General features: G+C 61.3%; 23 protein-coding genes. 10 read left to right on the top strand and 13 right to left on the bottom strand.

The genetic code is table 11. From position 1 onward, the window contains the following. Positions 1–66 precede the first annotated feature (66 nt). The 4 genes from phaeop14_RS01370 to phaeop14_RS01355 are packed head-to-tail and all read right to left on the bottom strand — an operon-like array spanning position 67 to position 2,969. A complete protein-coding gene (locus phaeop14_RS01370) occupies positions 67–672 on the bottom strand; it encodes a pyridoxamine 5'-phosphate oxidase family protein (protein WP_040180602.1) in 606 nt (201 codons plus the stop codon). Continuing rightward, on the bottom strand, positions 650–1,399 hold the full coding sequence (locus phaeop14_RS01365) for a lysophospholipid acyltransferase family protein (RefSeq protein ID WP_040180605.1): 750 nt from the start codon (positions 1,397–1,399) through the stop codon (positions 650–652). The genes phaeop14_RS01370 and phaeop14_RS01365 overlap by 23 nt, the downstream gene beginning before the upstream one ends. Further along, a complete protein-coding gene (locus phaeop14_RS01360) occupies positions 1,396–2,295 on the bottom strand; it encodes a cell division protein FtsX (protein ID WP_040171255.1) in 900 nt (299 codons plus the stop codon). The genes phaeop14_RS01365 and phaeop14_RS01360 overlap by 4 nt, the downstream gene beginning before the upstream one ends. Further along, the gene (locus phaeop14_RS01355; protein ID WP_014873455.1) at positions 2,292–2,969 is read right to left on the bottom strand and encodes a cell division ATP-binding protein FtsE; all 678 of its coding nucleotides are present in this window, start codon (positions 2,967–2,969) and stop codon (positions 2,292–2,294) included. The genes phaeop14_RS01360 and phaeop14_RS01355 overlap by 4 nt, the downstream gene beginning before the upstream one ends. A gap of 217 nt (positions 2,970–3,186) precedes the next feature. Between phaeop14_RS01355 and phaeop14_RS01350 the strand changes: the two genes are divergently transcribed. Continuing rightward, positions 3,187–4,068 carry a zinc-ribbon domain-containing protein gene (locus phaeop14_RS01350; protein ID WP_096788525.1) on the top strand — a complete coding sequence of 294 codons (882 nt, stop codon included), beginning with the start codon at positions 3,187–3,189 and terminating at the stop codon, positions 4,066–4,068. Between the two features lie 52 nt (positions 4,069–4,120). On the opposite strand, the gene phaeop14_RS01345 is transcribed toward phaeop14_RS01350, so the two are convergent. From phaeop14_RS01345 to argH, 4 genes are all read right to left on the bottom strand, one after another. Next, positions 4,121–6,934 carry a DUF4175 domain-containing protein gene (locus phaeop14_RS01345; protein ID WP_096788524.1) on the bottom strand — a complete coding sequence of 938 codons (2,814 nt, stop codon included), beginning with the start codon at positions 6,932–6,934 and terminating at the stop codon, positions 4,121–4,123. A 52-nt stretch (positions 6,935–6,986) separates the two neighbouring features. Then, positions 6,987–8,252 carry a diaminopimelate decarboxylase gene (gene lysA, locus phaeop14_RS01340; protein ID WP_040180609.1) on the bottom strand — a complete coding sequence of 422 codons (1,266 nt, stop codon included), beginning with the start codon at positions 8,250–8,252 and terminating at the stop codon, positions 6,987–6,989. A 52-nt stretch (positions 8,253–8,304) separates the two neighbouring features. Then, the gene (locus phaeop14_RS01335; RefSeq protein WP_014873451.1) at positions 8,305–8,490 is read right to left on the bottom strand and encodes a hypothetical protein; all 186 of its coding nucleotides are present in this window, start codon (positions 8,488–8,490) and stop codon (positions 8,305–8,307) included. Between the two features lie 81 nt (positions 8,491–8,571). Further along, on the bottom strand, positions 8,572–9,966 hold the full coding sequence (argH, locus tag phaeop14_RS01330; protein ID WP_193438255.1) for an argininosuccinate lyase: 1,395 nt from the start codon (positions 9,964–9,966) through the stop codon (positions 8,572–8,574). Here argH and phaeop14_RS01325 point away from each other — a divergent pair. From phaeop14_RS01325 to yddG, 8 genes are all read left to right on the top strand, one after another. Continuing rightward, entirely contained in the window at positions 9,965–10,552 is a 588-nt protein-coding gene (locus tag phaeop14_RS01325; RefSeq protein ID WP_096788523.1) for a TlpA disulfide reductase family protein, read from the top strand. The two genes, argH and phaeop14_RS01325, sit on opposite strands and share 2 nt — an antisense overlap. A gap of 118 nt (positions 10,553–10,670) precedes the next feature. Continuing rightward, complete coding sequence (locus tag phaeop14_RS01320) at positions 10,671–11,111, top strand: hypothetical protein (protein ID WP_040171767.1); 441 nt, start codon at positions 10,671–10,673, stop codon at positions 11,109–11,111. Next, positions 11,104–12,039, top strand: coding sequence for a sterol desaturase family protein (locus phaeop14_RS01315; protein ID WP_096788522.1), 936 nt, complete (start codon positions 11,104–11,106; stop codon positions 12,037–12,039). The genes phaeop14_RS01320 and phaeop14_RS01315 overlap by 8 nt, the downstream gene beginning before the upstream one ends. Positions 12,040–12,175: 136 nt before the next feature. Further along, the gene (locus phaeop14_RS01310) at positions 12,176–12,997 is read left to right on the top strand and encodes an EAL domain-containing protein (RefSeq protein WP_096788521.1); all 822 of its coding nucleotides are present in this window, start codon (positions 12,176–12,178) and stop codon (positions 12,995–12,997) included. A gap of 296 nt (positions 12,998–13,293) precedes the next feature. Beyond that, positions 13,294–14,469: an acetyl-CoA C-acetyltransferase gene (locus phaeop14_RS01305; RefSeq protein WP_040171273.1), complete on the top strand. Its 1,176-nt coding sequence runs from the start codon at positions 13,294–13,296 to the stop codon at positions 14,467–14,469. Positions 14,470–14,674: 205 nt separating this feature from the next. Beyond that, positions 14,675–15,397, top strand: a complete 723-nt coding sequence (gene phbB, locus phaeop14_RS01300) for an acetoacetyl-CoA reductase (RefSeq protein ID WP_014873444.1) — start codon at positions 14,675–14,677, stop codon at positions 15,395–15,397. A gap of 334 nt (positions 15,398–15,731) precedes the next feature. Further along, entirely contained in the window at positions 15,732–16,673 is a 942-nt protein-coding gene (gene gcvA / locus phaeop14_RS01295; RefSeq protein ID WP_096788520.1) for a transcriptional regulator GcvA, read from the top strand. After that, positions 16,670–17,536: an aromatic amino acid exporter YddG gene (gene yddG / locus phaeop14_RS01290; RefSeq protein ID WP_096788519.1), complete on the top strand. Its 867-nt coding sequence runs from the start codon at positions 16,670–16,672 to the stop codon at positions 17,534–17,536. Before gcvA ends, yddG begins: the two co-directional genes overlap by 4 nt. Before the next feature lie 115 nt (positions 17,537–17,651). Here the strand turns inward: yddG and phaeop14_RS01285 are convergent, their stop codons facing one another. From phaeop14_RS01285 to phaeop14_RS01275, 3 genes are all read right to left on the bottom strand, one after another. Next, positions 17,652–17,831, bottom strand: a complete 180-nt coding sequence (locus phaeop14_RS01285; protein WP_014873441.1) for a YdcH family protein — start codon at positions 17,829–17,831, stop codon at positions 17,652–17,654. 158 nt (positions 17,832–17,989) lie between these two features. Further along, complete coding sequence (locus tag phaeop14_RS01280; RefSeq protein WP_096788518.1) at positions 17,990–18,757, bottom strand: tRNA1(Val) (adenine(37)-N6)-methyltransferase; 768 nt, start codon at positions 18,755–18,757, stop codon at positions 17,990–17,992. Then, entirely contained in the window at positions 18,757–18,969 is a 213-nt protein-coding gene (locus phaeop14_RS01275) for a putative signal transducing protein (protein WP_024098507.1), read from the bottom strand. Before phaeop14_RS01275 ends, phaeop14_RS01280 begins: the two co-directional genes overlap by 1 nt. A 57-nt stretch (positions 18,970–19,026) precedes the next feature. On the opposite strand from phaeop14_RS01275, the gene phaeop14_RS01270 reads away from it, so the two are divergent. Continuing rightward, on the top strand, positions 19,027–20,025 hold the full coding sequence (locus tag phaeop14_RS01270) for a polyprenyl synthetase family protein (RefSeq protein ID WP_040171280.1): 999 nt from the start codon (positions 19,027–19,029) through the stop codon (positions 20,023–20,025). A gap of 74 nt (positions 20,026–20,099) precedes the next feature. Here phaeop14_RS01270 and phaeop14_RS01265 read toward each other — a convergent pair whose 3' ends face one another. Next, on the bottom strand, positions 20,100–20,936 hold the full coding sequence (locus phaeop14_RS01265) for a 4-(cytidine 5'-diphospho)-2-C-methyl-D-erythritol kinase (protein ID WP_096788517.1): 837 nt from the start codon (positions 20,934–20,936) through the stop codon (positions 20,100–20,102). Next, positions 20,926–22,674, bottom strand: a complete 1,749-nt coding sequence (locus tag phaeop14_RS01260) for a tetratricopeptide repeat protein (protein WP_096788516.1) — start codon at positions 22,672–22,674, stop codon at positions 20,926–20,928. Before phaeop14_RS01260 ends, phaeop14_RS01265 begins: the two co-directional genes overlap by 11 nt. Positions 22,675–22,696 lie beyond the last annotated feature (22 nt).

The following is a 22,696-nucleotide window of genomic DNA, read 5'->3' as shown; positions in this document are numbered from 1 at the left end:
CACCTCACGCCTTAACTGCCGATGTCCTGACGACAGCGCGCTGGTCCGCGTCCCAACGCATTGGCTTTACCACATGGTCTTGGCGGCGCGCGGTGCCCAGGCCTCGTCATACGCCTTCCCGCCCTCTACTCCGGCGGTCTGCTCGGCAAGGATTTCCCCCATTGTCGGCAGATCCGCGCTTTCATCTTCTGAGGTCCAGGTCCGTGCGCGCATCAGTGCGCGGGCGCATTGGCTGTAGATTTCAGTGATTTCGATAACAATGACGGTACGGGGCTGTTTGCCGTTCTTGTCAAACCTGGCGCGCAGATCGGCGTCCGCCGTCACCCGGGCGTTACCGTTCACCCGCACCACATTGTTCGATCCCGGCACCAGAAACATCAACGAGACACGCGGGTCCCGCACGATATTGCGCAGGCTGTCGATCCGGTTGTTGCCCCGCCAGTCCGGCAGGGCCAGCCTGCCCGGATCCAGTTCCAGAACCACCGGACCATCATCACCACGCGGGCTGTCATCGGTGCCTTCTGGTCCAACCGTGGCCAACATACACAGCCGCGAGGCCATGATCCACTTGCGATAAAGCGGCGTCATCTGCCGCGCCACCTTGCGCAGAGAGGGCGCGCCGGGTGTGCCGTAATGCGCCTCAAGCGCCTCAACGGTGGTGAGAAACTCCATCGACTTCGAACCCCGCTTCCTGCATCAACTTATTCGAATGGGCTTCGACCTCGCGCTCCAGCGTGGCCATGAACACATCGCGGTCCAGCCCCGGCGCAATAGCGGGCAGGAACTCAACCACACCCAGCCCAGGTTTGCGCATAATCCCGGTACGCGGCCAGAACAGACCCACATTGGTCGCCGCAGGCACACAAGGCTGCTCCAGTGCGGCATAAAGAACCCCGGTTCCGATCTTGTAGGGCCTGTCCGCCCCGGGGGCGACGCGGGTGCCTTGCGGGTAAATCACCAGCTGACCGGGGTCAGCGAACTCTGCCGCGACGTCCTTGACCATACGGGCAATGGCATTGCCTTTCTTACCGCGGTTGACCGGCACGCAGCCCAATCGCTTGGCATAGATGCCGATGATCGGTGTCCACAGCAACTCGCGCTTCATAATGAACTTGGCTGATGGGGTGGCGTGAAAGATGATCAGAATATCCAGAAAACTCTGATGTTTTGCTGCGATGATCACCTCCTCGGTGGGCACCGGGCCGCGTACCTCGGTACGCAGGCCCAGCATCCAGCGGGCGCACCACAACACATAACCGGCATAGCTGCGGCAGGCCATGCGGGCGCCGCGCGGCGACACCAGAGCCCATGGCGCAAAAACCAGACCAAAGATCAGCATCATCACATAGATCTGAACCATAAACACGGCCGAGAGCAGCCATCGAAATGCAGTTTTCACGCCAAATCTCCAAGACGTTTGTTGGCCGCACGGGTTGTTGCGGCAAAGGCGACGAGCGCACCAAGCAAAGGAATGCACAGCGGCAGGAGCCAGCTCCAGCCCTGAAAGCCCAGACCGGTCAGAAACCCACCCTCGCGCGTGGCCTCGGGCATCAGCCAGACCCCCAACATGCCAAGCATCATACCAACCCCCGCCCCGAACAGCGCGCGCAAGGTAAAGCGCCGGATAAAGGCCTGTGCGATATAGGTGTCCAAGGCGCCAACCAGGCGCAGCACCTCAATCACTTGGGCATTGGCGGCAAGAGCTGCGTTGGCGGCGAGGGTGATCATCGCAGCAGTGGCACCGCCGATCAGTAGAATTGACACCCATGCCAGACGCCGCAGCGCCTGCGCCGCATCCACCAAAGGTGCGCGCCAACGGGTGTGATCATCCAGAACAGCACCCGGCACCTCAGCCTGCAGCCGCAATCGCAATCCTGCATCATCGTAGCCCGGATCACCTTCGATCACCTCAATCAGCTGCGGGATTGGCAGTGTATCCAGCGGCAGTTTGGTTCCGAACCACGGTGTCAGAAGTGCCGCCTGTTCTTCGCGGCTGAGCGCGCGGGCGGAGGCAACACCCGGGGTCTGTTCCAGAATGGTCATCGCCGCTTCGGTCTGGGCGACGCGTTGCTCAGCAGGCGCGTTGATTCGCAGCGTTGCAGCGCGGGCGAGCTCTTCCGCCCAGCGGTCCGCCAACCGGCCCGAGGCCAGCGACAAGGCCAGCGCAAAGACCGCCAGAAACGCCATCGCCCCCGACACAAACAGCGTCAGCTGGGCGGTAAACCCGCTTGGCGGAACCACGCGGTCAGCCTGGGCATCTCCGACGATCACATTGCGCAGCCGGGCCAGATTCATAGATCTGCCCCCGCCTGCTGAAGCTGCCGGTTGGAAATCCGCAGAACCCGTGCTTGCACCTGTTTTTTGGCCGCCCGGATGAGCGACAGATCATGCGTGGCCACCAATACCGTTTTGCCCATGTGGTTCAGCTCCACCAGCAATTGCAGCAGTCGCTGCGACATTTCCCAGTCCACATTGCCTGTTGGTTCGTCCGCGATGATTACCTCGGGTGAAAGAATAACCGACCGGGCCAGAGCCGCGCGCTGCCGTTCGCCCCCGGACAGCTCAGGCGGCGTTGCATGTGCCCGCTCCGACAGGCCGACCCAATTCAGCAACTCCCTCAGATTGGCCTCTTCCTGGTCGATGTCACGCCCGGATACGGTCAGCGGCAAAGCGATGTTTTCGATCACCGGCAGATGGTCCAGAAACCGGCAATCCTGATGGACCACGCCGATACGCCGCCGTAGATAAGCCATCTGATCACGGTCCAAACCATTGATATCCATGTTGAAAGCGCGCGCCCGGCCAGACGTTGGGGTCAATGCACCGTAGCAGAGTTTCAAAAGGGTCGTTTTACCTGCCCCTGACGGACCGGTCAGGAAATGGAACGACCCCGGCGCCAGCTGTACTGACACCTCGCTCAGCAGTTCCCCGCCACCGTAATTGTACCCCACATTGTCCAGCTCGATCACGGCGGTCCCCTTTTGGTCACCGGTGTTTTGCCCGACTGTGCGACCAGTTTCAATGGTCGGCGCTGTTGCCATGCTGCGCCCTCTGGAAACAGTCGACGCTGGTCGACGCGATTGGCTCTTTCGTGGAAAGGCGGAACTGCCTATGATTATTCAACAATCACACGCCGACAGCCGCCCGGACCCCCCCGGAGCCACCCCAGGTCCCAAGGAGTGACCCATGCGACTGACATGTCCGAACTGTGCCGCCCAGTATGAGGTGCCGGATGATGTAATCCCTGATGACGGCCGCGACGTGCAATGTTCCAATTGCGGGCAGACGTGGTTTCAGGCTGGCCGTGCGCTGGACGCAGATGACGCTGAGAGCGCGCCAGCAGCAGGCCCGGATCTCGCCGACCTGCCGCCGGATGCAGTTACGCCCGCATCTCATATCTCCGATCAGGACCCGCTGACCAAAGACGCAGACGACGATATCGCCGAAGAGACCGATCTGCCCCCCGCTGAGGCAGCGTCCGAAGATCACCCCGCCGAAGAGGACACAGCCGAGGATCGCGCCCCCGACGTCGCAGCCACTGCGCGCGGTCTGGATCCGGCAATCAGCGATATCCTGCGCGAAGAGGCTGAGCGCGAAGCCAGCCTGCGTGCCGCTGAAAACAGCCCTCTGCAAACCCAGACAGATCTGGGGCTTGATTCACTGCCTGAGGAAGAATCGGCGCGACGTGCCCGCGAAGCCCGCGAACAGATGGCCCGGATGCGCGGCGAGGATCCGCAGCAGCTGGCCTCCGCTGAGACGGAATCCCGCCGTGGACTGTTGCCGAATATTGATGAGATCAACTCCACCCTACGCTCAGGCGAGGGCGCCGCAGCGCCAATTGCACCCCCGATGGATGCAGCACCGCCCAAGAAAAAGCGCAACTTCGCCCGCGGCTTTGCCTTCGCCCTGCTGATCGCGCTGGCCCTTGCTATGGCCTATGATAATGCGCCGCTGATCGCACAGAAACTGCCACAGGCTGATCCCTATCTCAGCACTTATGTCGCCAAGGTGGATGCCGCGCGGCTGTGGCTGGATACGCAGGTGCGCGCCTTCACAGTGCAGCAATAGCCCGTCGCGCCCGAGCCTAGAAACGCCCAAACGTGGTGGCGCCACCAGCCTATCAGAACCGGTCGAGTAATCGCTCAAGATAGCTGCGTTCTGTGTCGCTGCGGCTGCGTTCACCGGCCCGGCGGCGAATTTCCTCCAGCAGGTCCCAGGCGCGGCGATAGGCCTGACCCTCGCTGAACTGCCCGTCCGAGACCCCGCCGTCCCCCTGCTCGCCATTGCGCCGACCCAACGGGTCCATGCGATTGCCCTGCGCCGAGGTATTGGCGCGCCCCTGTCCCTGCTGCTGTCCTGGCTGTTGCTGTTCTGCCATCGCTTCGCCAAGCGCCCGCATGCCCTCGCGCAGCGCCTCCATGGCGTCGGATTGCCGGTCGATGGCCTCTGCCAGATCCCCCTGTCGCAGCGCCTCCTCAGCACCGTCCATGGCACGCCCGGCATCATCCAAAGCATCCCGCGTCGCCTGATCCCCTTCGCCATTGCCCAATGGCAGACCGTTGCGCTGCGCACGCAGCTGATCCCTGAGGGCCTGCTGGCGATCTGCAAGGGAACCACCGAGGCCACGACGCCCACCCGACTGGGCTGCATCGCCACCGCTCTGCCCCCCTTCGGCGTCAGGTGCGCGCTGCCCCTGCCCCCCCTGGCCGGGCTGTCGCTCCCCGCCGGGAGTACCAGCACCCGGTCGGTCGCCCTGCCCCCCTTGATTGCCCTGTCCGCCCTCATGGGACTGTCCACGGCCCAGACCGCCATTGCGTCCTTCGTTGCCTTCGCTTTCGCCACGACGGGCGCCGGGGTTGAATTGCTCCTGTAAGTCGCGGAAGGCCTGATCTGACAAGCCCTGCTGTTCGCGCAGGGTATCGGCCAGCCCGTCCATGCTTTGCTCCCCGGGAGACCCGTCCTGCCCTTGCTGCCCCTCGGTCACGCGCATGTTCTCCATCATCTGCTGGAACTCGCGCAGCGCCTGTTCAGCCTCGGCCATGCGACCCTGTTCCATCAGCTCCTGAATCCGGTCCATCATCGCCTGCAAGTCCTGCTGGCTCAACTGCATCGCGTTCTCATCCGGGGCGCCCTGCTGCTCGCCCTGATTGCCCTGCTCTTGTGCCTGCCGCTGCAACTGGCGCAGATAGTCCTGCGTCGCATCGCGCAGCTGCTGCATCAGGCGGGCAATCTCTTCCTCGCTGGCGCCGTCCCGCATCGCCTGGCTCAGCTGCTCCTGCGCCCGTTGCATCCGCGCCATGGCATCTCCGACATCTCCCTCTTCAAGCTGAACAGCCAGATCCCAGAGCGCCTCAGCAAGATCTTCCTGCTGATCCGGCCCCAAAGTGCCCGCCGTGCTATGCTGCTCAAGTCGGCGCAAAATGGTACGTAGGCGCAGGTAATCACCGTGATCGCGAAACACCTCAGCCGGGTAGGTCGACAGGGTGCGCAGAATTTGCGCCACCCTTGGTCCATTGGCCCGCGCCCAGAGGAGATCGCGCCGCTGCTCTGCCACCGCAGCGGCCATAGGATCGAAGAAGCGGCGGGTTACAAGCGGCGCGCTCAGCGGTTCGGCCTTCGCCTCCTGACCAGCGGCATCCTGTGCAACCATCCGGTAGGTGACCGGCATATTCGCCCAGGGATGCTTGGCAAATGTCTCTATCATCTGTTCATCAAACGCACGGCGATCGCCGCTTAGTGGCAGCGGCAGATCCTGCACAATCGGATCGCGCGCATCCGGCGTCACCGCCAATCCGTGACGACGATCCAGCGCGTCCATATCCAGTGAAATCTCCACCTGCCCGCCAGCGACGCCGTAGTCATCGCTCGCGGTATAGCCCAGCGATGTGGTGTCATCGGATTCAAGCGTCGGATCACCGATGATGGCAACGCTCGGAGGCTGATCCTTGAGCAATGTGACATCCCAACTGCGTCCGCCTGCACCGTTGATCGCGAGCGTGCCGTCACGGGTAATCTCAAAACTCTGTTCGGCGGCAGCGGCAGACGGCAGGTCACCGACACGTCCGGAAATGGTCTCGTCCAGCGTCAGATCGCCGACCTCACCATAAAGTCGCAGGGTAAGGCGGCTGTTCTCCGGCAGGTTCAGCGCAGTCTCCGTCTGATCATTGAGATAGAGCACAGGAAGCCCAGTGTAGCGTGGCGGCTCGATCCAGCCTTCCCAGGTCGGTCCCGTGGCAGCCGCAACCGCGCCGGGGGTGATCTCGCCAAGGGTGCCGACCCGCCAGATGGAGCCGAACAACACTGCCACCGCCAGCGCCAACATCGCCAGATAGCGCAGCGCAAACGGATCCGCACGCACAACGGAGAGATTGGGTTTCGGAGCTTTGGCCGCAGCGGCGCGGGCCTGCATCCGCTGCTGGTGCGCCTGCCAGAGCGCTTGCGATGCAGGGTCATCAGAACCAATAGCCTGCGCATCCAGCAGTGCCGCAATCGGATGTCCGGGAACCGTCATATCCAATCGCGCCAGAGTGTCCGACAGACGAGGCCAAGTAAAGCGCCAGACCCCAAAAGCAAACGCTGCCGCAGCGGCGAGGACCAGCACAACCGCGCCGACCCAGACCAGCTCCACCGGCAGCTCCTCATGGAGGCCAAGCATCATCGCGGCAAGCGCCAGCATCACCAGAGAGGATAAGGGCCAGAAAGCGCGCACCAGCCGTTCCGACAGCAGGCCAAGCCACGTCAATCGCAGGGACCAGCGCAATCGCGCCAAACGCGGATCAGAGAGTTGCAGGCCAGATGATGTCGAATCTCGGATCGCCTCGCCGCCACCTGCCCCCCATGGACGCCCGGAAACTGCCCTATCGCGCCCCGGAGAACCGGGCGCGGTTGCAGATCTGTCGTCAGCCTTGCGGCGGAACTTGGGGGTCTTCACCATGCGGGCGGCGCCTCCGTCTGGCCCTGCGCCGCGCCAGATGCCGCGAAACCCGTCAGAGCCACTCAGGGATGGTATCGCGGTTTATCATTTCGTCAAAGTCCGGACGTCGGCGGATAACCGCGAATTGATCCCCGTGCACCAGGACTTCGGGGATGAGCGGACGCGAATTATATTCGCTGGCCATCACCGCCCCATAAGCACCTGCACTGCGGAAGGCGACCAGATCCCCCGCCTCAAGTGGCGGCATATCGCGGTGGCGGGCAAAGGTATCGCCGGTTTCGCAGACCGGGCCAACAATGTCATAGGCCCGCTGTTCGATCCCGGCCCCCGGTTCGATGACCGGGACGATATCATGATATGCCTCATACATCGCGGGGCGGATCAGATCATTCATCGCACCGTCAATGATCAGGAAATCCCGGTCTTCCCCGGATTTCACATAGATCACCTTGCTCACCATGATCCCCGCGTTGCCCGCGATAAGACGCCCCGGTTCAATCTCAATCTCACACCCAAGGTGCCCCAATGTGCGCTGCACCATGGCACCATATTCAACCGGCAGCGGCGGTGTATCATTGGAGCGGGTGTAGGGAATGCCCAAGCCACCGCCGAGATCCAGCCGGTGGATATCATGCCCGTCAGCGCGCAACTGTTCGGTCAGCTCCGCCACCTTCTGATAGGCCAGTTCAAACGGGGCCAGCTCAGTCAGTTGCGATCCGATATGAACATCAATGCCGATCACTTTCAGCCCCGGCAGGCTGGCGGCTCGGGCATAGACCTCGCGCGCGCGGGCAATCGGGATGCCAAATTTATTCTCGGATTTTCCGGTGGCAATCTTGGCGTGAGTTTTGGCATCAACATCAGGGTTCACACGCACGGTGATAGGCGCCACCACGCCCAGCTCCAGCGCCACGGCGTTGATCACATCCATTTCCGGCTCGGATTCGACGTTGAACTGGCGAATGCCGCCGCTAAGTGCGGTGCGGATCTCGTCCTGTGTCTTGCCGACACCCGAGAACACGATCCTGTCGCCCGGAACCCCGGCGGCCTTCGCGCGCAGATATTCGCCCTGGCTCACCACATCCATGCCCGCTCCGGCCTGTGCCAGCGTCTTCAGGATCGCCTGATTGCTGGCGGCCTTCATCGCGTAGCAGACCAGATGATCCATCCCCTTCAGCGCGTCATCGAAGAGATGGAAGTGGCGCAGCAGCGTCGCGGTGGAGTACAGGTAGAACGGGGTGCCCACAGCGGCCGCGATCTCGGCCACCGGCACATCTTCGGCGTAAAGCGCGCCGTCACGATAGAGAAAATGATCCATAGATCGCGCTTAGACCAGAACCGGGGCGCGGATCAAATGATTCCGCGCTGCATCACACGCCAAGATAAACGCTGAGCGGCCCCTTGTGCAGACCAAGGCTGCCGCCTGCGTGCACACCGCTGCTGGAAACACCGACGCCTGCGTTCAGAGAGGGGCGCACCGGTTCGCCGTCAACACCGCAGGCTGCCAGTCCAGCGCAGGCTGCCAGCGCACATAGGATCAAAACGGGTTTTGCCATGGTGACCTCTTTCGACGTTGGCCTCTACTCAGTTGGGCGGTTGCGGTCGGGTTTCGCCTTCTGACCGCAACCTTGCTGCCGTCAATCGGACAGGACATCCTGCCAGCGGGCGATCTGCGCGCGGACCTGCGCCGGTGCCGTGCCGCCATAAGACATGCGCGAGTTTACCGAATTTTCGACGCCAAGCACAGAGAAGATGTCTTCGGTGATGCCTTCGTGAACGCCCTGCATGTCCGCCAGCGTCAGGTCCGGCAGGTCGCAACCACGGCTCTCGGCCATCGCCACAAGCGTCCCGGTCACGTGGTGGGCGTCGCGGAACGGCACCTTCAGCACCCGCACCATCCAGTCTGCGAGGTCAGTCGCTGTGGAAAAACCAGACCCTGCGGCGGCGGCCAAAGATTCGCGGTTGCCGGTCATGTCCTTGACCATGCCTTCCATCGCCGCCAGCGCCAGCATCCAGTTATCGGCAGCGTCGAAAACCTGTTCCTTGTCTTCCTGCATGTCCTTGGAATAGGCCAGCGGCAGCCCCTTCATAACCATCATCAGCGCGGTGTTGGCGCCAAAGATCCGGCCCACCTTGGCACGGATCAGCTCTGCCGCGTCCGGGTTCTTCTTCTGCGGCATAATGGATGAGCCGGTGGAGAACCGGTCGCTGAGGGTCACAAAGCGGAACTGAGCGGAGGACCAGATCACCAGCTCTTCGGCAAAGCGGCTGAGGTGCATGGCGCAGATCGAGGCACAGGACAGGAACTCCAGCGCGAAGTCGCGGTCGGAAACCGCGTCCAGCGAGTTGGCTGCCGGCCGGTCAAACCCCAGCGCCTTTGCCGTCATCTCCCGGTCGATCGGGAAGGAAGTGCCTGCCAGGGCTGCCGCACCCAAGGGGGATTCGTTCATCCGGGCGCGGGCGTCGCGCACGCGGGACAAATCACGGCCGAACATCTCCACATAAGCCATCATGTGGTGGCCCCAGGTTACCGGCTGCGCGGTTTGCAGATGGGTGAAGCCCGGCATCACCCAATCGGCGCCCGCCTCAGCCTGCGACAGAAGCGCGCGGATCAGCGCCAGAAGGCCGCTTTCGGCTGCGTCCAGCTGGTCGCGCACCCAGAGTTTAAAATCGGTCGCCACCTGGTCATTGCGGCTGCGGCCCGTGTGCAGACGGCCTGCAGGCTCTCCGATGACCTCCTTCAGGCGGGCCTCCACATTCATGTGGATGTCTTCCAGGGCGGTGGAAAACTGAAAAGTTCCGCCCTCGATCTCTGACAAAACGGTGAGCAGCCCTTCCCGAATGGCCTCAGCATCATTATCCGTAATAACGCCTGTCGCGGCCAACATCGCCGCATGGGCCCTGGAGCCGGCAATGTCCTGCGCTGCCATCCGCTTGTCGAACCCGATCGAGGCGTTGATCGCCTCCATGATCGCGTCCGGGCCAGCGGCAAAGCGGCCGCCCCACATCTGGTTCGAGGATTGATCTGTCATGGTGTGGAACCCCGGAGATAATATGCGTCTGTTACGTCAGCTTTCCCTTTATATCGCCCTGACCTTGGGTGCAAATGCCGCCTTGGCCGCCGACTTGGCCACGCTGGCGGATATGCGACAGGGTGATATGAAAAAATTGGTGCTCCATAGCGCCCCGAAACCTGTGTCCAGCGCAGAGTTTCAGCTGGCGGAGGGCGCTGGCACCGCGACGCTGGGGGATTACAAAGGCAAGATCGTGCTGCTGAACTTCTGGGCCACCTGGTGCGCGCCCTGCCGCAAGGAAATGCCCCAGCTGTCAGAGCTGCAAGAGGAATTTGGCGGTGACGATTTCGAGGTGCTGACGCTTGCCACCGGGCGCAACTCGCCTGCCGGTATCCAGAAGTTCTTTGACGATACCGGCATCACCAACCTCCCCCGCCATCAGGATCCCCGGCAGGCCGTAGCGCGTGAAATGGCGGTGTTGGGTCTGCCGATTACCGTTCTTCTCAACCGCGAGGGCGAAGAAATCGCCCGACTGCGCGGCGACGCCGAATGGAACTCTGACAGCGCCAAAGCCATCATTCAGGCGCTGATGGTCTCTGATTGACACTCAGAGCCATCGCCTGCTGAGCGGCTTGCCTGCGACCACGGCAGGCCGGTTGACCCCACGCCACCTTTGACACGACCGCGCCCCTGCCGCCAATCTCGGTGGCAGGGAGGATATGATGCCGCTGGAGATCCTGATCGCAATGGTGCTGGTCGGCATTATTGTCATAGCTATTCTGCTACATTTTACTGGCCGGTCCGCGCCGGTACTCATGACGCGCGAGACGGCTGCTAGGGCATGGGCCCGCCACGATCCCGACTCCCGGATCCTCGATGCCCAGCCAAGCACTCTTGGCCATGCGGCCCTGATCGACACAGATACGGGGCTTGGTTTGGTCTGGTGTTTTGGTGCCGACACAATCGCCCGCCCGCTTGCCGGGTGCAGCCTGATGGATCATCCCAAAGGGCTCCGGGTTAGATTTGCCGATTTCGCCACCCCATCTGTGATGCTGCACCTGTCCGATAAGGAACGCGAGGGCTGGCGCCGCCGGATCCTGGCCGCAAGCGCCACCTCACAGCCCCCGACCGCCACAGAACAGAGAGACCAGACACATGCCTGATACGATCTCCTACCCTGATGTCACGCAATGGGCCGTTCCCTTTTTCATCGCGGCCATTCTGGCTGAGTTTCTCTGGATCGCGATCAAGCGGCGGGGTGGGCGCTATGAAACCCGGGATGCTGTCACCTCTCTGGTGATGGGGGCCGGTAGCGTTGCCTCAGGCATTGCCCTCGGTTTCATCGCTTGGGCGTTCTTCACGCTGCTGTGGCAGATTACGCCGCTGGACCTCGGCACCTCGGTCTGGGTGATTGCATTGTGTTTCGTTCTTGATGACCTGCGCTACTACTGGGTGCATCGGTTTGGGCATCGGGTGCGCTGGGTCTGGGCCAGCCATGTCAATCATCACTCCAGTCAACACTACAACTTGACTACGGCGCTGCGGCAGACGTGGACCGGCACCTTCACCTTCATGATGGTGGTGCGCGCGCCTCTGGTTCTGCTGGGGTTTCACCCGGCCATGGTGCTTTTCGTCGGGGGGATTAATCTGGTCTATCAGTTCTGGATCCACACCGAAGCTATTGGCCGCATGCCCCGCTGGTTTGAGGCAGTGATGAACACGCCCAGTCACCACCGCGCCCATCATGGGCGCAATCCACGCTATCTCGATTGCAACTATGCCGGCGTCTTCATTATCTGGGACAAGATGTTTGGCACCTTCGTTCCCGAACAGGATCACGACCGTCCGGATTATGGTCTGGTCCACAACATCGGCACCTTTAACCCGCTGCGTGTGGCTTTTCACGAATGGGTCAGCATTTTCAAAGACATGACACAGCCGGGCCTGACGTTACGGCAGCGACTGCTCTACGCAGTTGCGCCCCCTGGGTATAGCCACGATGGCAGTCGCGACAGCTCCGAGACGATCCGCGCCAAACATCTGCATCGCCATCCGGAGGACATTGGCAGCGCCGGGTTTGACAAGACCTGAGCACCGCCCCTCAATTTGGGTAAAATTGTCCCTTTAATGCAAGCGCAACGCTTTTGCGCCAAGGTGCAGCTTGATCCATATTGATCAGACCACGCCAGTGCCAAGGGATACACCCGTGAAGAAGAAGCAACAGGTCATGGCCGACATGCCGGAAGGCGGGGAAAATCCCCTGACCTCTGCGGTCGTCTCACGCGATCGGTCAACTCTCGACATGGTCAGCGATGCGATTCGCCACAACCAAACCATGCTCGCCTATCAGCCGATCATGCAGGCCATGCCGCCGCAGGGCGTTGCCTTTTACGAGGGGTATATTCGTGTGCTGGACTCGACCGGTCGTGTGATCCCTGCACGTGAATTCATGCCACTGGTCGAGGATAAGGAGGAAGGCCGCGAACTGGACTGCCTCGCACTGGAACACGGTCTAAAGGCGCTCGCGCGCAGCCCGAATATCCGGCTCTCGATCAACATGTCAGCGCGATCTATTGGTTATCGGCGCTGGATGCGGGTTCTGGAACGCCACCTGAAGAAAGATCTCACATTGGGTGAGCGTCTGATGCTTGAGATCAGCGAAGCGTCCGCGATGGCGACGCCTGAGCTTGTGATCGATTTCATTGACCGGATGCAGAAACATGGCATCGCCTTCGCGCTTGATAATTTCGGTGCCGGGGCAACCGCTGTCAGCTACTTCCGGCAATTCTTCTTTGATGCGGTGAAAATCGACGGGCAGTTTGTGCGCAACATCCATGCCAGCCACGACAATCAGGCAGTGGTCCGTGCACTGGTTGGGATCGCCAAGCAATTTGATATGCTCGTCGTTGCCGAATCCGTCGAAAGCCCAGCCGACGCAGAATTTCTGATCTCGATTGGGGTCGATTGCCTGCAAGGGTATCTATTTGGCGCCCCTTCTGTCAGCCCGCCTTGGCTAGAGGAGCTGCGGGAAAACAGCCGCGCCTCCTGAGCGCCGCCAAACTGCCATCCACCACCATGCCAGAAATGGCCGGATCCCGCCTGCGCGGATCGCCGCAAGGCAGCGTCGAATTGATCGCTTGGCAAATGCCCGGGCCTGTCACAGTATATTCGCCATAGTATTGATTGACACAGGCTCTCCCTGTGGGACACCTTGTGCGTGCTGCACCTGCAGCGAGATACACGGCCTTATTTAGAAAAGGCAGGGGGATCCCGGTTGCTGCGGCTGCGAAAAGCGGCCTGCTCAGTTGGCCTCCCGGGACGATGAATGGCAGAGGACCCTAACTGATGACCAATGTAGTAATTGCATCCGCCGCGCGCACCGCCGTCGGCAGCTTTGGTGGCGCATTCGCCAAGACCCCCGCTCATGATCTCGGCGCTGCGGTGCTGGAAGCTGTCGTAGAACGCGCCGGGATCGACAAATCCGAAGTCTCAGAAACCATTCTGGGCCAAGTATTGACGGCAGCGCAGGGTCAAAACCCAGCCCGTCAGGCGCATATCAACGCTGGGCTCCCTCAGGAATCCGCAGCTTGGGGCCTCAACCAGGTCTGCGGATCGGGGTTGCGGGCCGTGGCCTTGGCCGCTCAGCACATTCAGTTGGGCGACGCTGCTATCGTCTGCGCCGGCGGTCAGGAAAATATGACGCTCTCGCCGCATGCTGCAAATTTGCGTGCCGGTCACAAGATGGGCGATATGAGCTATATCGACACCATGATCCGCGATGGTCTTTGGGACGCTTTCAACGGCTACCACATGGGCCAGACCGCTGAGAATGTTGCCGAAAAATGGCAGATCTCCCGCGAGATGCAGGATGAGTTCGCCGTTGCCAGCCAGAACAAGGCCGAAGCGGCTCAGAAGGCGGGCAAATTTGCTGATGAAATCGCAGCCTTTACGGTCAAGACGCGCAAGGGCGATATCGTTGTGGATCAGGATGAATACATCCGCCACGGCGCCACCATCGAAGCCATGCAAAAACTGCGCCCAGCCTTCGCCAAGGATGGTTCGGTCACCGCCGCCAATGCCTCCGGCCTCAACGACGGTGCCGCTGCCACTCTGCTGATGAGTGCGGATGACGCCGAAAAGCGCGGCATTGAGCCTCTGGCGCGGATCGCCTCCTATGCCACCGCCGGGCTGGATCCGTCGATCATGGGTGTCGGCCCGATCTACGCCTCCCGCAAAGCACTGGAAAAGGCAGGCTGGTCCGTTGATGACCTTGATCTGGTGGAGGCGAACGAAGCCTTCGCAGCGCAAGCCTGCGCCGTGAACAAGGACATGGGCTGGGACCCGGCAATCGTGAACGTCAACGGCGGCGCCATCGCCATTGGTCACCCGATCGGGGCTTCTGGATGCCGCGTCCTCAACACCCTGCTATTCGAAATGAAGCGGCGCGACGCCAAAAAAGGGCTGGCAACCCTTTGCATCGGTGGCGGCATGGGTGTCGCCATGTGTGTGGAGCGCCCCTGAGGCGCAGACTGCTGACCATATCAAGGGCGCCCCGGTGGCGCCCTTTTCTATCTCTGGCATATTTTGCGATATCTTTGCGGAGCAAGGCGACGCGACGTTCACCTCAATGTCGACATAAGAAGAGATTTTACGCACGCAATATAATTGCGTAATTCAAAACAAAATAGTAGCAAGATTACCAAGTCAACTAACGGAGGACTATTCCATGGCACGTAACGCACTCGTCACCGGCGGCTCTCGCGGCATCGGCGCAGCAATCTCTCAGGCGCTGAAGGCGGAGGGTTACACGGTGGCGGCGACCTATGCCGGCAATGATGAAGCGGCGGCAAAGTTCACCGAAGAGACCGGCATCAAGACCTACAAGTGGGACGTTGCCAGCTATGAGGATAGCGCTGCCGGTATCGCCAAGGTCGAAGCGGATATCGGCCCCATCGACATCGTGGTCGCCAATGCCGGCATCACCCGCGACGCCCCGTTCCACAAGATGACGCCGGAACAGTGGCAGCAGGTGATCGACACCAATCTCACCGGTGTGTTCAACACCGTGCACCCGATCTGGCCCGGCATGCGTGAGCGCAAATTCGGTCGCGTCATCGTGATTTCATCAATCAACGGACAAAAGGGCCAGTTTGCGCAAGTGAACTATGCCGCGACCAAAGCCGGTGACCTTGGCATCGTGAAATCTCTGGCCCAAGAAGGCGCCCGTGCCGGCATCACCGCGAATGCCATCTGCCCCGGCTATATCGCAACTGAGATGGTGATGGCTGTTCCCGAGAAAGTCCGCGAATCGATCATCGGTCAGATCCCGGCAGGCCGCTTGGGTGAACCCGAGGAAATCGCCCGCTGTGTCGCCTTCCTCGCGTCGGAGGACTCAGGCTTCATCAACGGCTCAACCATCTCGGCAAACGGCGCGCAGTTCTTCGTCTGAGACCCAGAAAGCCAAAAACGGCAAGGGCCGGTCCTACGGGCCGGCCCTTTTCCAATCCCGTAAGGACATGCGCGCTATGCCCAGCGGGAAACCCCTGCACCCACTCGGCCAATACGGCGGGATGTAAATAAACGCGCCCAGAGTGCACGAAGGACCTGACCGCGCTCTTCATGCGCGCGCTGCATGGCCAGTTTCACGGTACTATTGGCAGAATATTCCATCGTTTCGGCCTCCATTCAGATCAGTGTTGCTAACTTGACCTCAATATGGACCTTTCTTGCAAAAGCGACAAACGAGACTTTTCACGGCTTCAGTTAAGTATTACTGATGTCAGATGCCGGACCGTCTTCCCCCACTGACCGCCCTACGTGCCTTTGAGGCAGCTGCCCGCCACATGTCCTTTGCCCGGGCTGCGCAGGAGCTCAACGTGACGCCCGCCGCGTTGTCGTTCCAGATAAAATCACTTGAAGAGCATTTGGGCACACCGGTGTTTCGTCGGCTAAACCGCGCAGTGGAGCTGACCGCCGCCGGAACCGCCCTTGCGCCAGGAACATCCGATGGGTTCCAGGCTCTGACCGCCGCGTGGCGCACGGCCCTGCGCCTACAAGACGACGGCGCGTTGACGGTTACCGCTGGCCCTGCCTTCACTGCCAAATGGCTGGCCCCGCGTTTCTATGAATTTGCCCGCGCCCATCCGGAGATTGATCTTCGGTTTTCCGCCAGCCTGCGCCGGGTTGACCTGATGCGTGACGACGTGGATGTGGCCATCCGCTTTGGCTATGGCCCCTACCCGGATGTCTATTCGATGCCGCTTCCGGTCGAATGGGTCATGCCGGTGATGACGCCGGAGATCGCCAGGCAATACCCCACGGTTGCTGCGCTGAAGGATGCGCCGTTGATACATGATGATTCACTGAATTTCATGTCACCACAACTTGATTGGGCAGCTTGGTTCAAGATGATGGGCGAGGAGTTCACTCCGACCCATGGCGCGCGCTTCAGCAACGCCGATCACGCGGTAGACGCGGCGTTGGCCGGTGCCGGAGTGGCCTTGGGAAGACGTGCGCTGGTGGTGAAGGATATCGCCGAAGGACGGCTGGTTACACCGTTCAGAGCGGCACTGACAGGCAAGGCCCGCTTTAGCTTTCTGTGCCAGAAGGGAGCCGAGAACCGCCCGCAAATTGTCGCCTTCCGAGATTGGATCCTCGCCGAGATCGAAAAGACGGCTGAAGTATCGGAGGGATTGACCATCGTCTCCGTGGACAGCCTTACATGAGCAGAAATCGCGCAACCGCCATCGGATTTATCGCTGTGCTGCTTTGGTCACTGCTGGCGGTTTTCACCGTTGGCACGGCCCCAACCCCGCCACTGTTGTTGAATGCGCTGTGCTTCACCATCGGCGGATCGCTGGGGCTGGTCTGGTGCTGGCGCAGTGGCGGCCTTACCGCATTGCGGGCGGTGTCTTGGCGGGTCTACCTCTTTGGCAGTCTGGGCCTCTTTGGTTATCACGCGCTCTATTTTTCTGCCCTGCGGCTGGCCCCCGCCGCTGAGGCCGGATTGATCGCCTACCTCTGGCCATTGCTGATCGTGCTGTTCTCCGGCCTGTTGCCTGGTGAGACCCTGCGGGCCGGACATCTCTTCGGGGCTATTTTGGGGTTTGCAGGGGCCGCCGCCATTATCACCGGCGGCGGCGCGGAGTTTGATGCCGCTGCCCTTCCGGGATACGCGCTGGCGCTGCTCTGCGCTTTGACGTGGTCCGGCTATTCCGTTCTGGCGCGGCGGCTCGGGACCGCGCCCACCAGCACAGTTGCCGTGTTCTGTCTGATCACGGCCGTGGCCTCCTGGCTGCTGCATTTCGCGCTCGAGGACAGCCAGTGGCCAATTGGCATCGCAGGCTGGGGCGCAACACTGGCGCTGGGGTTGGGGCCGGTTGGGCTGGCGTTCTACGTCTGGGACATCGGTGTGAAACAGGGCGACATCCAATTGCTGGGCACCAGCTCATATGCGGCGCCGCTTCTCTCAACCCTGATCCTGGTGCTGATCGGAATTGCCCCTGCCACCTGGACGCTGGCCATTGCAGCCTGCCTGATCACGGGCGGAGCTGTTATTGCCGCCCGCGCCAACAGAGGTCTGTCCTAGCGGGTGCAATCGAAAAGGGGTCACCAGCCGCGCTGATGACCCCCTCACATCCTACTTTCAAGCTCCCGGTACCGCAGCGGTGGGGCCGCAGGTCACACGGGAGACAAGGTGCCCCTCAGACGGCTAGCTCCTCCGTCGAAAGGCGTTCAATTTCTTCTTTCAGCTTTAGTTTCTGCTTCTTCATCGACGCGATACTTAGCCCGTCTGTCGCGGGCGAACGTTGCGCGTGTTCGACTTCCATGCTCAGGTGCTCGTGCTTCTTCTTAAGTTCGGTGAGATGCGAGCTGAGGCTCATGTCATTCCTCCTTCTTTGAGCGTGTTGCGTACAAACTGAGTGGAACACAAGAATATTGCCCTGTCACGCTGCAGAAGCATATATTTTGTCATGAAACCGTCATTTCGGCAGGGACCCGCCTAATGAGGCCCGGATTTTTCACGAATCATCCGGAAATTTCAGCGGGGCCAGGGCAGCGCACATCCGTCCCGAAGGACCGCCCGGACATCCGGCCGGTAGCTCTCCGCATCACACAGATGCGCCTCACCATCATGCAGGATCAGTGGCGCGTGTAGCTTGAAACCCGCACGCCCGCCCTTGCGCGCGCGCAGCAGAACAAGCTCAGCGCTCCGGCCCACACGGGCGGCCAATGGCAGAACCTCAAGCGATCCCAAACGTCCCAGACAGGCCCCCAGCATTTCCGGCAGGCGATCGGCCCGCTGGATCATATGAAGATACCCTTTGTGAGAGAGACGCCGCGCAGCCGTGTCGAACCAGAGGCTCAATTCGGTTGCGCCACCCAGCGCGATTTGCCGCCCAACATCCTGCGCAGGACTGTGCGCGCCTGCGCGGTAATAGGGCGGGTTGGCGATAACCTGGTCAAATTGCTGCTGCCGCAGATCCATCGGCAACTCCGCCAGATCCGCTTCAACCACGGTCATATCGACAGAGTTCAGCGCGGCATTGCGTCGCGCCAGATCCGCATAGTCGGCTTGCAGCTCCACGCCGGTCAGGTTCAGGTCCGGCACCCGTGCCGCCAGACACAGCAGGCCCGGCCCACCACCGCAACCCAGCTCCAGCACCCGGTCACCAGGGCGTGCAGGGACAGCCGCAGCCAGCAACACCGGGTCCACGCCGGCACGATATCCCTGTTTTGGCTGCAACAGCTGCAGTTCCCCCCCCAGGAAGGCATCCTGACTAAGCGCCGCGTCATCAAAGCCGGGCATCAGCGCAACGGAATATCATTGTCGCGCATCACGCGCTCGGCAGCGGCATGATCATCGCTGCGCACCATCAGCCTGCGGGGGAAGATTCCGATGCCGCCTTCAAGGATGCTCATATTTACGTCCATTTGAAAGCAGTCTATATCCTCACCCTCAAGAAGGGCGGTGGCAAAGGCCATAATGGTTGGGTCGGTGCTGCGCAAAAGTTCCTTCATAGGGATGGATCTAAGGGCAAGGCCCGCGCCTTGTCGAGCCTTGCAAGCGGGAAAACAATGAATCAAATCCTGACGCAAAAGCCGCATGATATGCTGGCCGCGACACTCAGCGACGAAATGGCAGCGGTGAATACGCTGATCCAGACCCGGATGGCGTCCAAACACGCCCCGCGCATTCCAGAAGTGACGGCCCATCTGGTTGAGGCCGGCGGCAAACGTCTGCGCCCGATGCTGACGCTCGCAGCAGCGCGCCTCTGTGGTTACAGCGGCGACAACCATGTGAAACTGGCAGCCACTGTGGAGTTCATCCACACTGCCACCTTGCTGCATGACGATGTGGTGGACGAAAGCGGCCAGCGCCGCGGTCGCCCGACGGCAAACCTCCTCTGGGACAACAAAAGTTCCGTCTTGGTCGGCGACTACCTGTTTGCCCGCAGCTTTCAGTTGATGGTGGAAACGGGATCATTGCGGGTTCTCGACATCCTCGCCAATGCTTCTGCCACCATCGCCGAAGGTGAAGTCCTGCAAATGACCGCTGCCAGTGATCTGGCCACGGACGAGGACATCTACCTTCAGGTTGTGCGGGGCAAAACCGCGGCATTGTTCTCAGCAGCTACGCAGGCTGGTGGTGTTGTCGCAGGCGCGCCTGAGCCGCAGGTTGATGCCCTCTTTGCCTATGGTGACGCCCTCGGAATCGCCTTTCAGATCGCAGATGATCTTTTGGACTATCAAGGTGATAGCGCCGCGACGGGCAAGAACGTCGGTGATGATTTCCGCGAACGCAAGCTGACCCTGCCCGTGATCAAGGCCGTGGCGCAGGCCACCGCAGAGGAGCGTGCATTCTGGGTCCGGACTATTGAGAAAGGGCGCCAGGACGAGGGCGATTTGGATCACGCACTGGCGCTGATGGACAAATACGACACCCTGACCGCAACTCGCCGCGACGCCATGGACTGGGTGGCAAAAGCGCAGGATGCATTGACCGCGCTGCCCGATGACCCAATCCGCCAGATGCTGCATGATCTGGCCGATTACGTGGTGGCCCGGCTCGCCTGATATCGCAAAAATAAAGTGGTGATTTCGCCAAAACGAAGCCAGCGCCCATGCGCTGGCTTTTCGGTATCAGGGCCTCAGGCCAGCAAACGCCCCGCGCGCACCCACCACGCAGGATGCACCACCCGCAAATGGTCTGCGGCGGCCTGCGCCTCTGCCTCTGTTGGGTAGAGACCATAGCAGGTCGCGCCCGAACCAGACATGGCGTGATACAGGGGCGCCGTCCCAGACAACGCTTTCAGAACCTCTCCAATCACCGGCTCCAGTTGGATCGCTGGCAGCTGAAGGTCGTTGCGCTGTGTCTTGAGCCATACCGCCAAATTCCCAACTGTGTCCCAGGTCGGCAACTCGGCAGGCATGGCCGGGTTGTCCCGTTTGCCCATCGCGCGGAAAATTGCAGGCGTGGCAACAGACACGCCCGGATTGATGAGCACAATCGCGCAGTCTGGCAGCGGCGGCAGACCGTCCAGCCGCTCACCGATCCCGCGCATCCGCTGCGTGCCCGGCGACATGCAGACCGGCACATCGGCACCCAGCGGCAGAACATCCTGCGTACCCGGCATGGGCAGCCCCCACAGTTCAGACAGTGCCCGTAGAGTCGCCGCCGCATCAGAGGACCCACCGCCAATACCAGATGCGGGCGGCAGGTTTTTCTCCAGTGACAGCGCAGCACCCCGCGCAGGATCCATCAACGCTGCGGCCTTCATCATCAGATTGCCGGCATCCACCGGCACGCCTGCTGCCATCGGCCCGGTCACCTGCAGCGATCGCTGATCCGACACAGCAACCGTGATCCGGTCACCGATATCAGCAAAAACCACCAGCGAATCAAGGAGGTGATAGCCATCTGCGCGCTGGCCAGTCACATGCAGGGTCAGATTTATCTTGGCCGGGGCAAAGGCCTCAACCGTCATGGGCAACCTTCAACGGCGCTGCACCCTCTTCCGCAAGCACAGCATCCAGCCCGGCGTCCAGTTTGCGGCGAATACGCTCTGGGTCGGCCTCGCTGTCAGTGTCCTCCGGGTCGATGAAGGACAGCGCCCGCTTCCACTGGAATTCAGCCTCACGGGCCCGACCAACGGCCCAGTAAACATCGCCAAGATGATCATTCACCACCGGATCCACCGGCATCAGCTCAACGGCAGTCTCCATATGGCCAACCGCTTCTTCATAGCGCCCCAGTCGATAAAGGACCCAACCAAGGCTATCGACGATATAGCCCGCATCAGGCCGTGCTGCGACAGCGCGCTCGATCATCGAGAGGGCCTCATCCAGTTTGATCTGCTTTTCCACCAGCGAATAGCCAAGATAATTCAGCACCTGGGGTTGATCGGGGCGAATATCCAAAGCTGAGCGGAAATCGGCCTCCGCCTGCTCCCAGTTCTTCAGCCGCTCGTGACAGATTCCGCGGGCATAGAGCAGGAACCAGCGCCCCTCGACGCTCTCACCCAGTAGATCCAGCGCGGTATCATAGGCGGCGACCGCGCCGTTATAATCTTCCTGCTGGCGCAGAAGGTCACCCAAATTGGTATGAACCGGCACCTCATTTGGGAAATCACGCGCCAACTGCTGCAACACCTCTGCGGCAGCATCCGGCTTGGCTGCACGACGCAGGGCCTCAGCCCGGCCCAGTTCAGCCGCGTGGTAATCGGGATGATCGCGTGGCACCTGTTTGTAGAGATCAATCGACAGCGTATAGCGGCCCAATTGGTCAAACAACTCAGCTGCCAGCAGCAGCGCATCCACGTGATCTTCACGCAGCGCCGCGGCGACGCGTGCATACATCAGCACATAATCATCCGCCATCTCACCATTGAGTGCAGCACCCATGGTGAAAAACACTTCGGCAATGCCCTGTTGCGGTGTGGCGGCCAGCGCGTACGGCAGGGTTTCACCGTCTTTCAGCCGCGTTGACATAGCCGCCAGGCCCGGATCCAGCTGTCCACTGAAAGCCTCGGAAAGAACCTCCAGCGCCTGCTCGTTGCGGCCCAGCTGAGACAGGATCTCAAGCCGCGCAATCACCGCCCGGCGTGAGGTATTGGTCAGCTGCCCCTCATCGGCGGCAAAGAGCGCCTCCGCCCCTTCATAATCGCCAACGGATGCTAGCGCCAAGGCGCGGTGATAGCGCGCAAAGAGGCCCAGCCCCTCTTTCTCACCCAGTTGGTCAAACTGCGCCAGCGCATCACTCACCGATCCAGCCCCTAGATGCGCCCAGCCCAACAGCAGCCCATCCACCAGAGCGTTGATTTCATATTGTCCGTCTTGCTGCGAGGTCACGCGCTCAATGATGGTCTGGTAGTCCTCGGCCATCACCAGACTCGCGGTCATGACGATATTGGCAACCTGACTGCGCGCGCCCATTTCGGACAGGCGTTTCGCAACCGGCGCTGCCCCTTTGACGTCGCCCAGCGCCAGCCGCGCAAAGACCACATGCTCCATCAGCAGCGGGTTCTGCGGATCGCGCACCAACGCCCGATTGTAATAATCTGCCGAGGCCTGAAAATCGCTATCCAATGTCGCCGCCCGCGCCGCCAGATACGCCCCGGCAAGCCCATCTGCATGCGCCGCATCGGCCTGCAAAACCATAGGCAGGGTGGTCGTCGCGGCAAGGGCGGCCGCACATGTCAGGCTGCGAAAGAATCGGACGGGCACGGGGGGCCTCCTCTTTGGTGAC

This window comes from Phaeobacter piscinae, assembly GCF_002407245.1.
Taxonomy (GTDB): Bacteria; Pseudomonadota; Alphaproteobacteria; order Rhodobacterales; family Rhodobacteraceae; genus Phaeobacter; species Phaeobacter piscinae.
Note: the sequence above shows the minus strand (reverse complement) of the source record. Positions and strands in the feature narration are given on the sequence as shown.

Coding starts and splice junctions, on each gene's coding strand:
- phaeop14_RS01370 (WP_040180602.1), bottom strand. CDS start 672: ATGGAGTTTCTCACCACCGTTGAGGCGCTTGAGGCGCATTACGGCACA.
- phaeop14_RS01360 (WP_040171255.1), bottom strand. CDS start 2,295: ATGAATCTGGCCCGGCTGCGCAATGTGATCGTCGGAGATGCCCAGGCT.
- phaeop14_RS01350 (WP_096788525.1), top strand. CDS start 3,187: ATGCGACTGACATGTCCGAACTGTGCCGCCCAGTATGAGGTGCCGGAT.
- phaeop14_RS01345 (WP_096788524.1), bottom strand. CDS start 6,934: ATGGTGAAGACCCCCAAGTTCCGCCGCAAGGCTGACGACAGATCTGCA.
- lysA (WP_040180609.1), bottom strand. CDS start 8,252: ATGGATCATTTTCTCTATCGTGACGGCGCGCTTTACGCCGAAGATGTG.
- phaeop14_RS01335 (WP_014873451.1), bottom strand. CDS start 8,490: ATGGCAAAACCCGTTTTGATCCTATGTGCGCTGGCAGCCTGCGCTGGA.
- phaeop14_RS01325 (WP_096788523.1), top strand. CDS start 9,965: ATGGTGTGGAACCCCGGAGATAATATGCGTCTGTTACGTCAGCTTTCC.
- argH (WP_193438255.1), bottom strand. CDS start 9,966: ATGACAGATCAATCCTCGAACCAGATGTGGGGCGGCCGCTTTGCCGCT.
- phaeop14_RS01320 (WP_040171767.1), top strand. CDS start 10,671: ATGCCGCTGGAGATCCTGATCGCAATGGTGCTGGTCGGCATTATTGTC.
- phaeop14_RS01315 (WP_096788522.1), top strand. CDS start 11,104: ATGCCTGATACGATCTCCTACCCTGATGTCACGCAATGGGCCGTTCCC.
- phaeop14_RS01310 (WP_096788521.1), top strand. CDS start 12,176: ATGGCCGACATGCCGGAAGGCGGGGAAAATCCCCTGACCTCTGCGGTC.
- phaeop14_RS01305 (WP_040171273.1), top strand. CDS start 13,294: ATGACCAATGTAGTAATTGCATCCGCCGCGCGCACCGCCGTCGGCAGC.
- phbB (WP_014873444.1), top strand. CDS start 14,675: ATGGCACGTAACGCACTCGTCACCGGCGGCTCTCGCGGCATCGGCGCA.
- gcvA (WP_096788520.1), top strand. CDS start 15,732: ATGCCGGACCGTCTTCCCCCACTGACCGCCCTACGTGCCTTTGAGGCA.
- yddG (WP_096788519.1), top strand. CDS start 16,670: ATGAGCAGAAATCGCGCAACCGCCATCGGATTTATCGCTGTGCTGCTT.
- phaeop14_RS01285 (WP_014873441.1), bottom strand. CDS start 17,831: ATGAGCCTCAGCTCGCATCTCACCGAACTTAAGAAGAAGCACGAGCAC.
- phaeop14_RS01280 (WP_096788518.1), bottom strand. CDS start 18,757: ATGCCCGGCTTTGATGACGCGGCGCTTAGTCAGGATGCCTTCCTGGGG.
- phaeop14_RS01275 (WP_024098507.1), bottom strand. CDS start 18,969: ATGAAGGAACTTTTGCGCAGCACCGACCCAACCATTATGGCCTTTGCC.
- phaeop14_RS01270 (WP_040171280.1), top strand. CDS start 19,027: ATGAATCAAATCCTGACGCAAAAGCCGCATGATATGCTGGCCGCGACA.
- phaeop14_RS01265 (WP_096788517.1), bottom strand. CDS start 20,936: ATGACGGTTGAGGCCTTTGCCCCGGCCAAGATAAATCTGACCCTGCAT.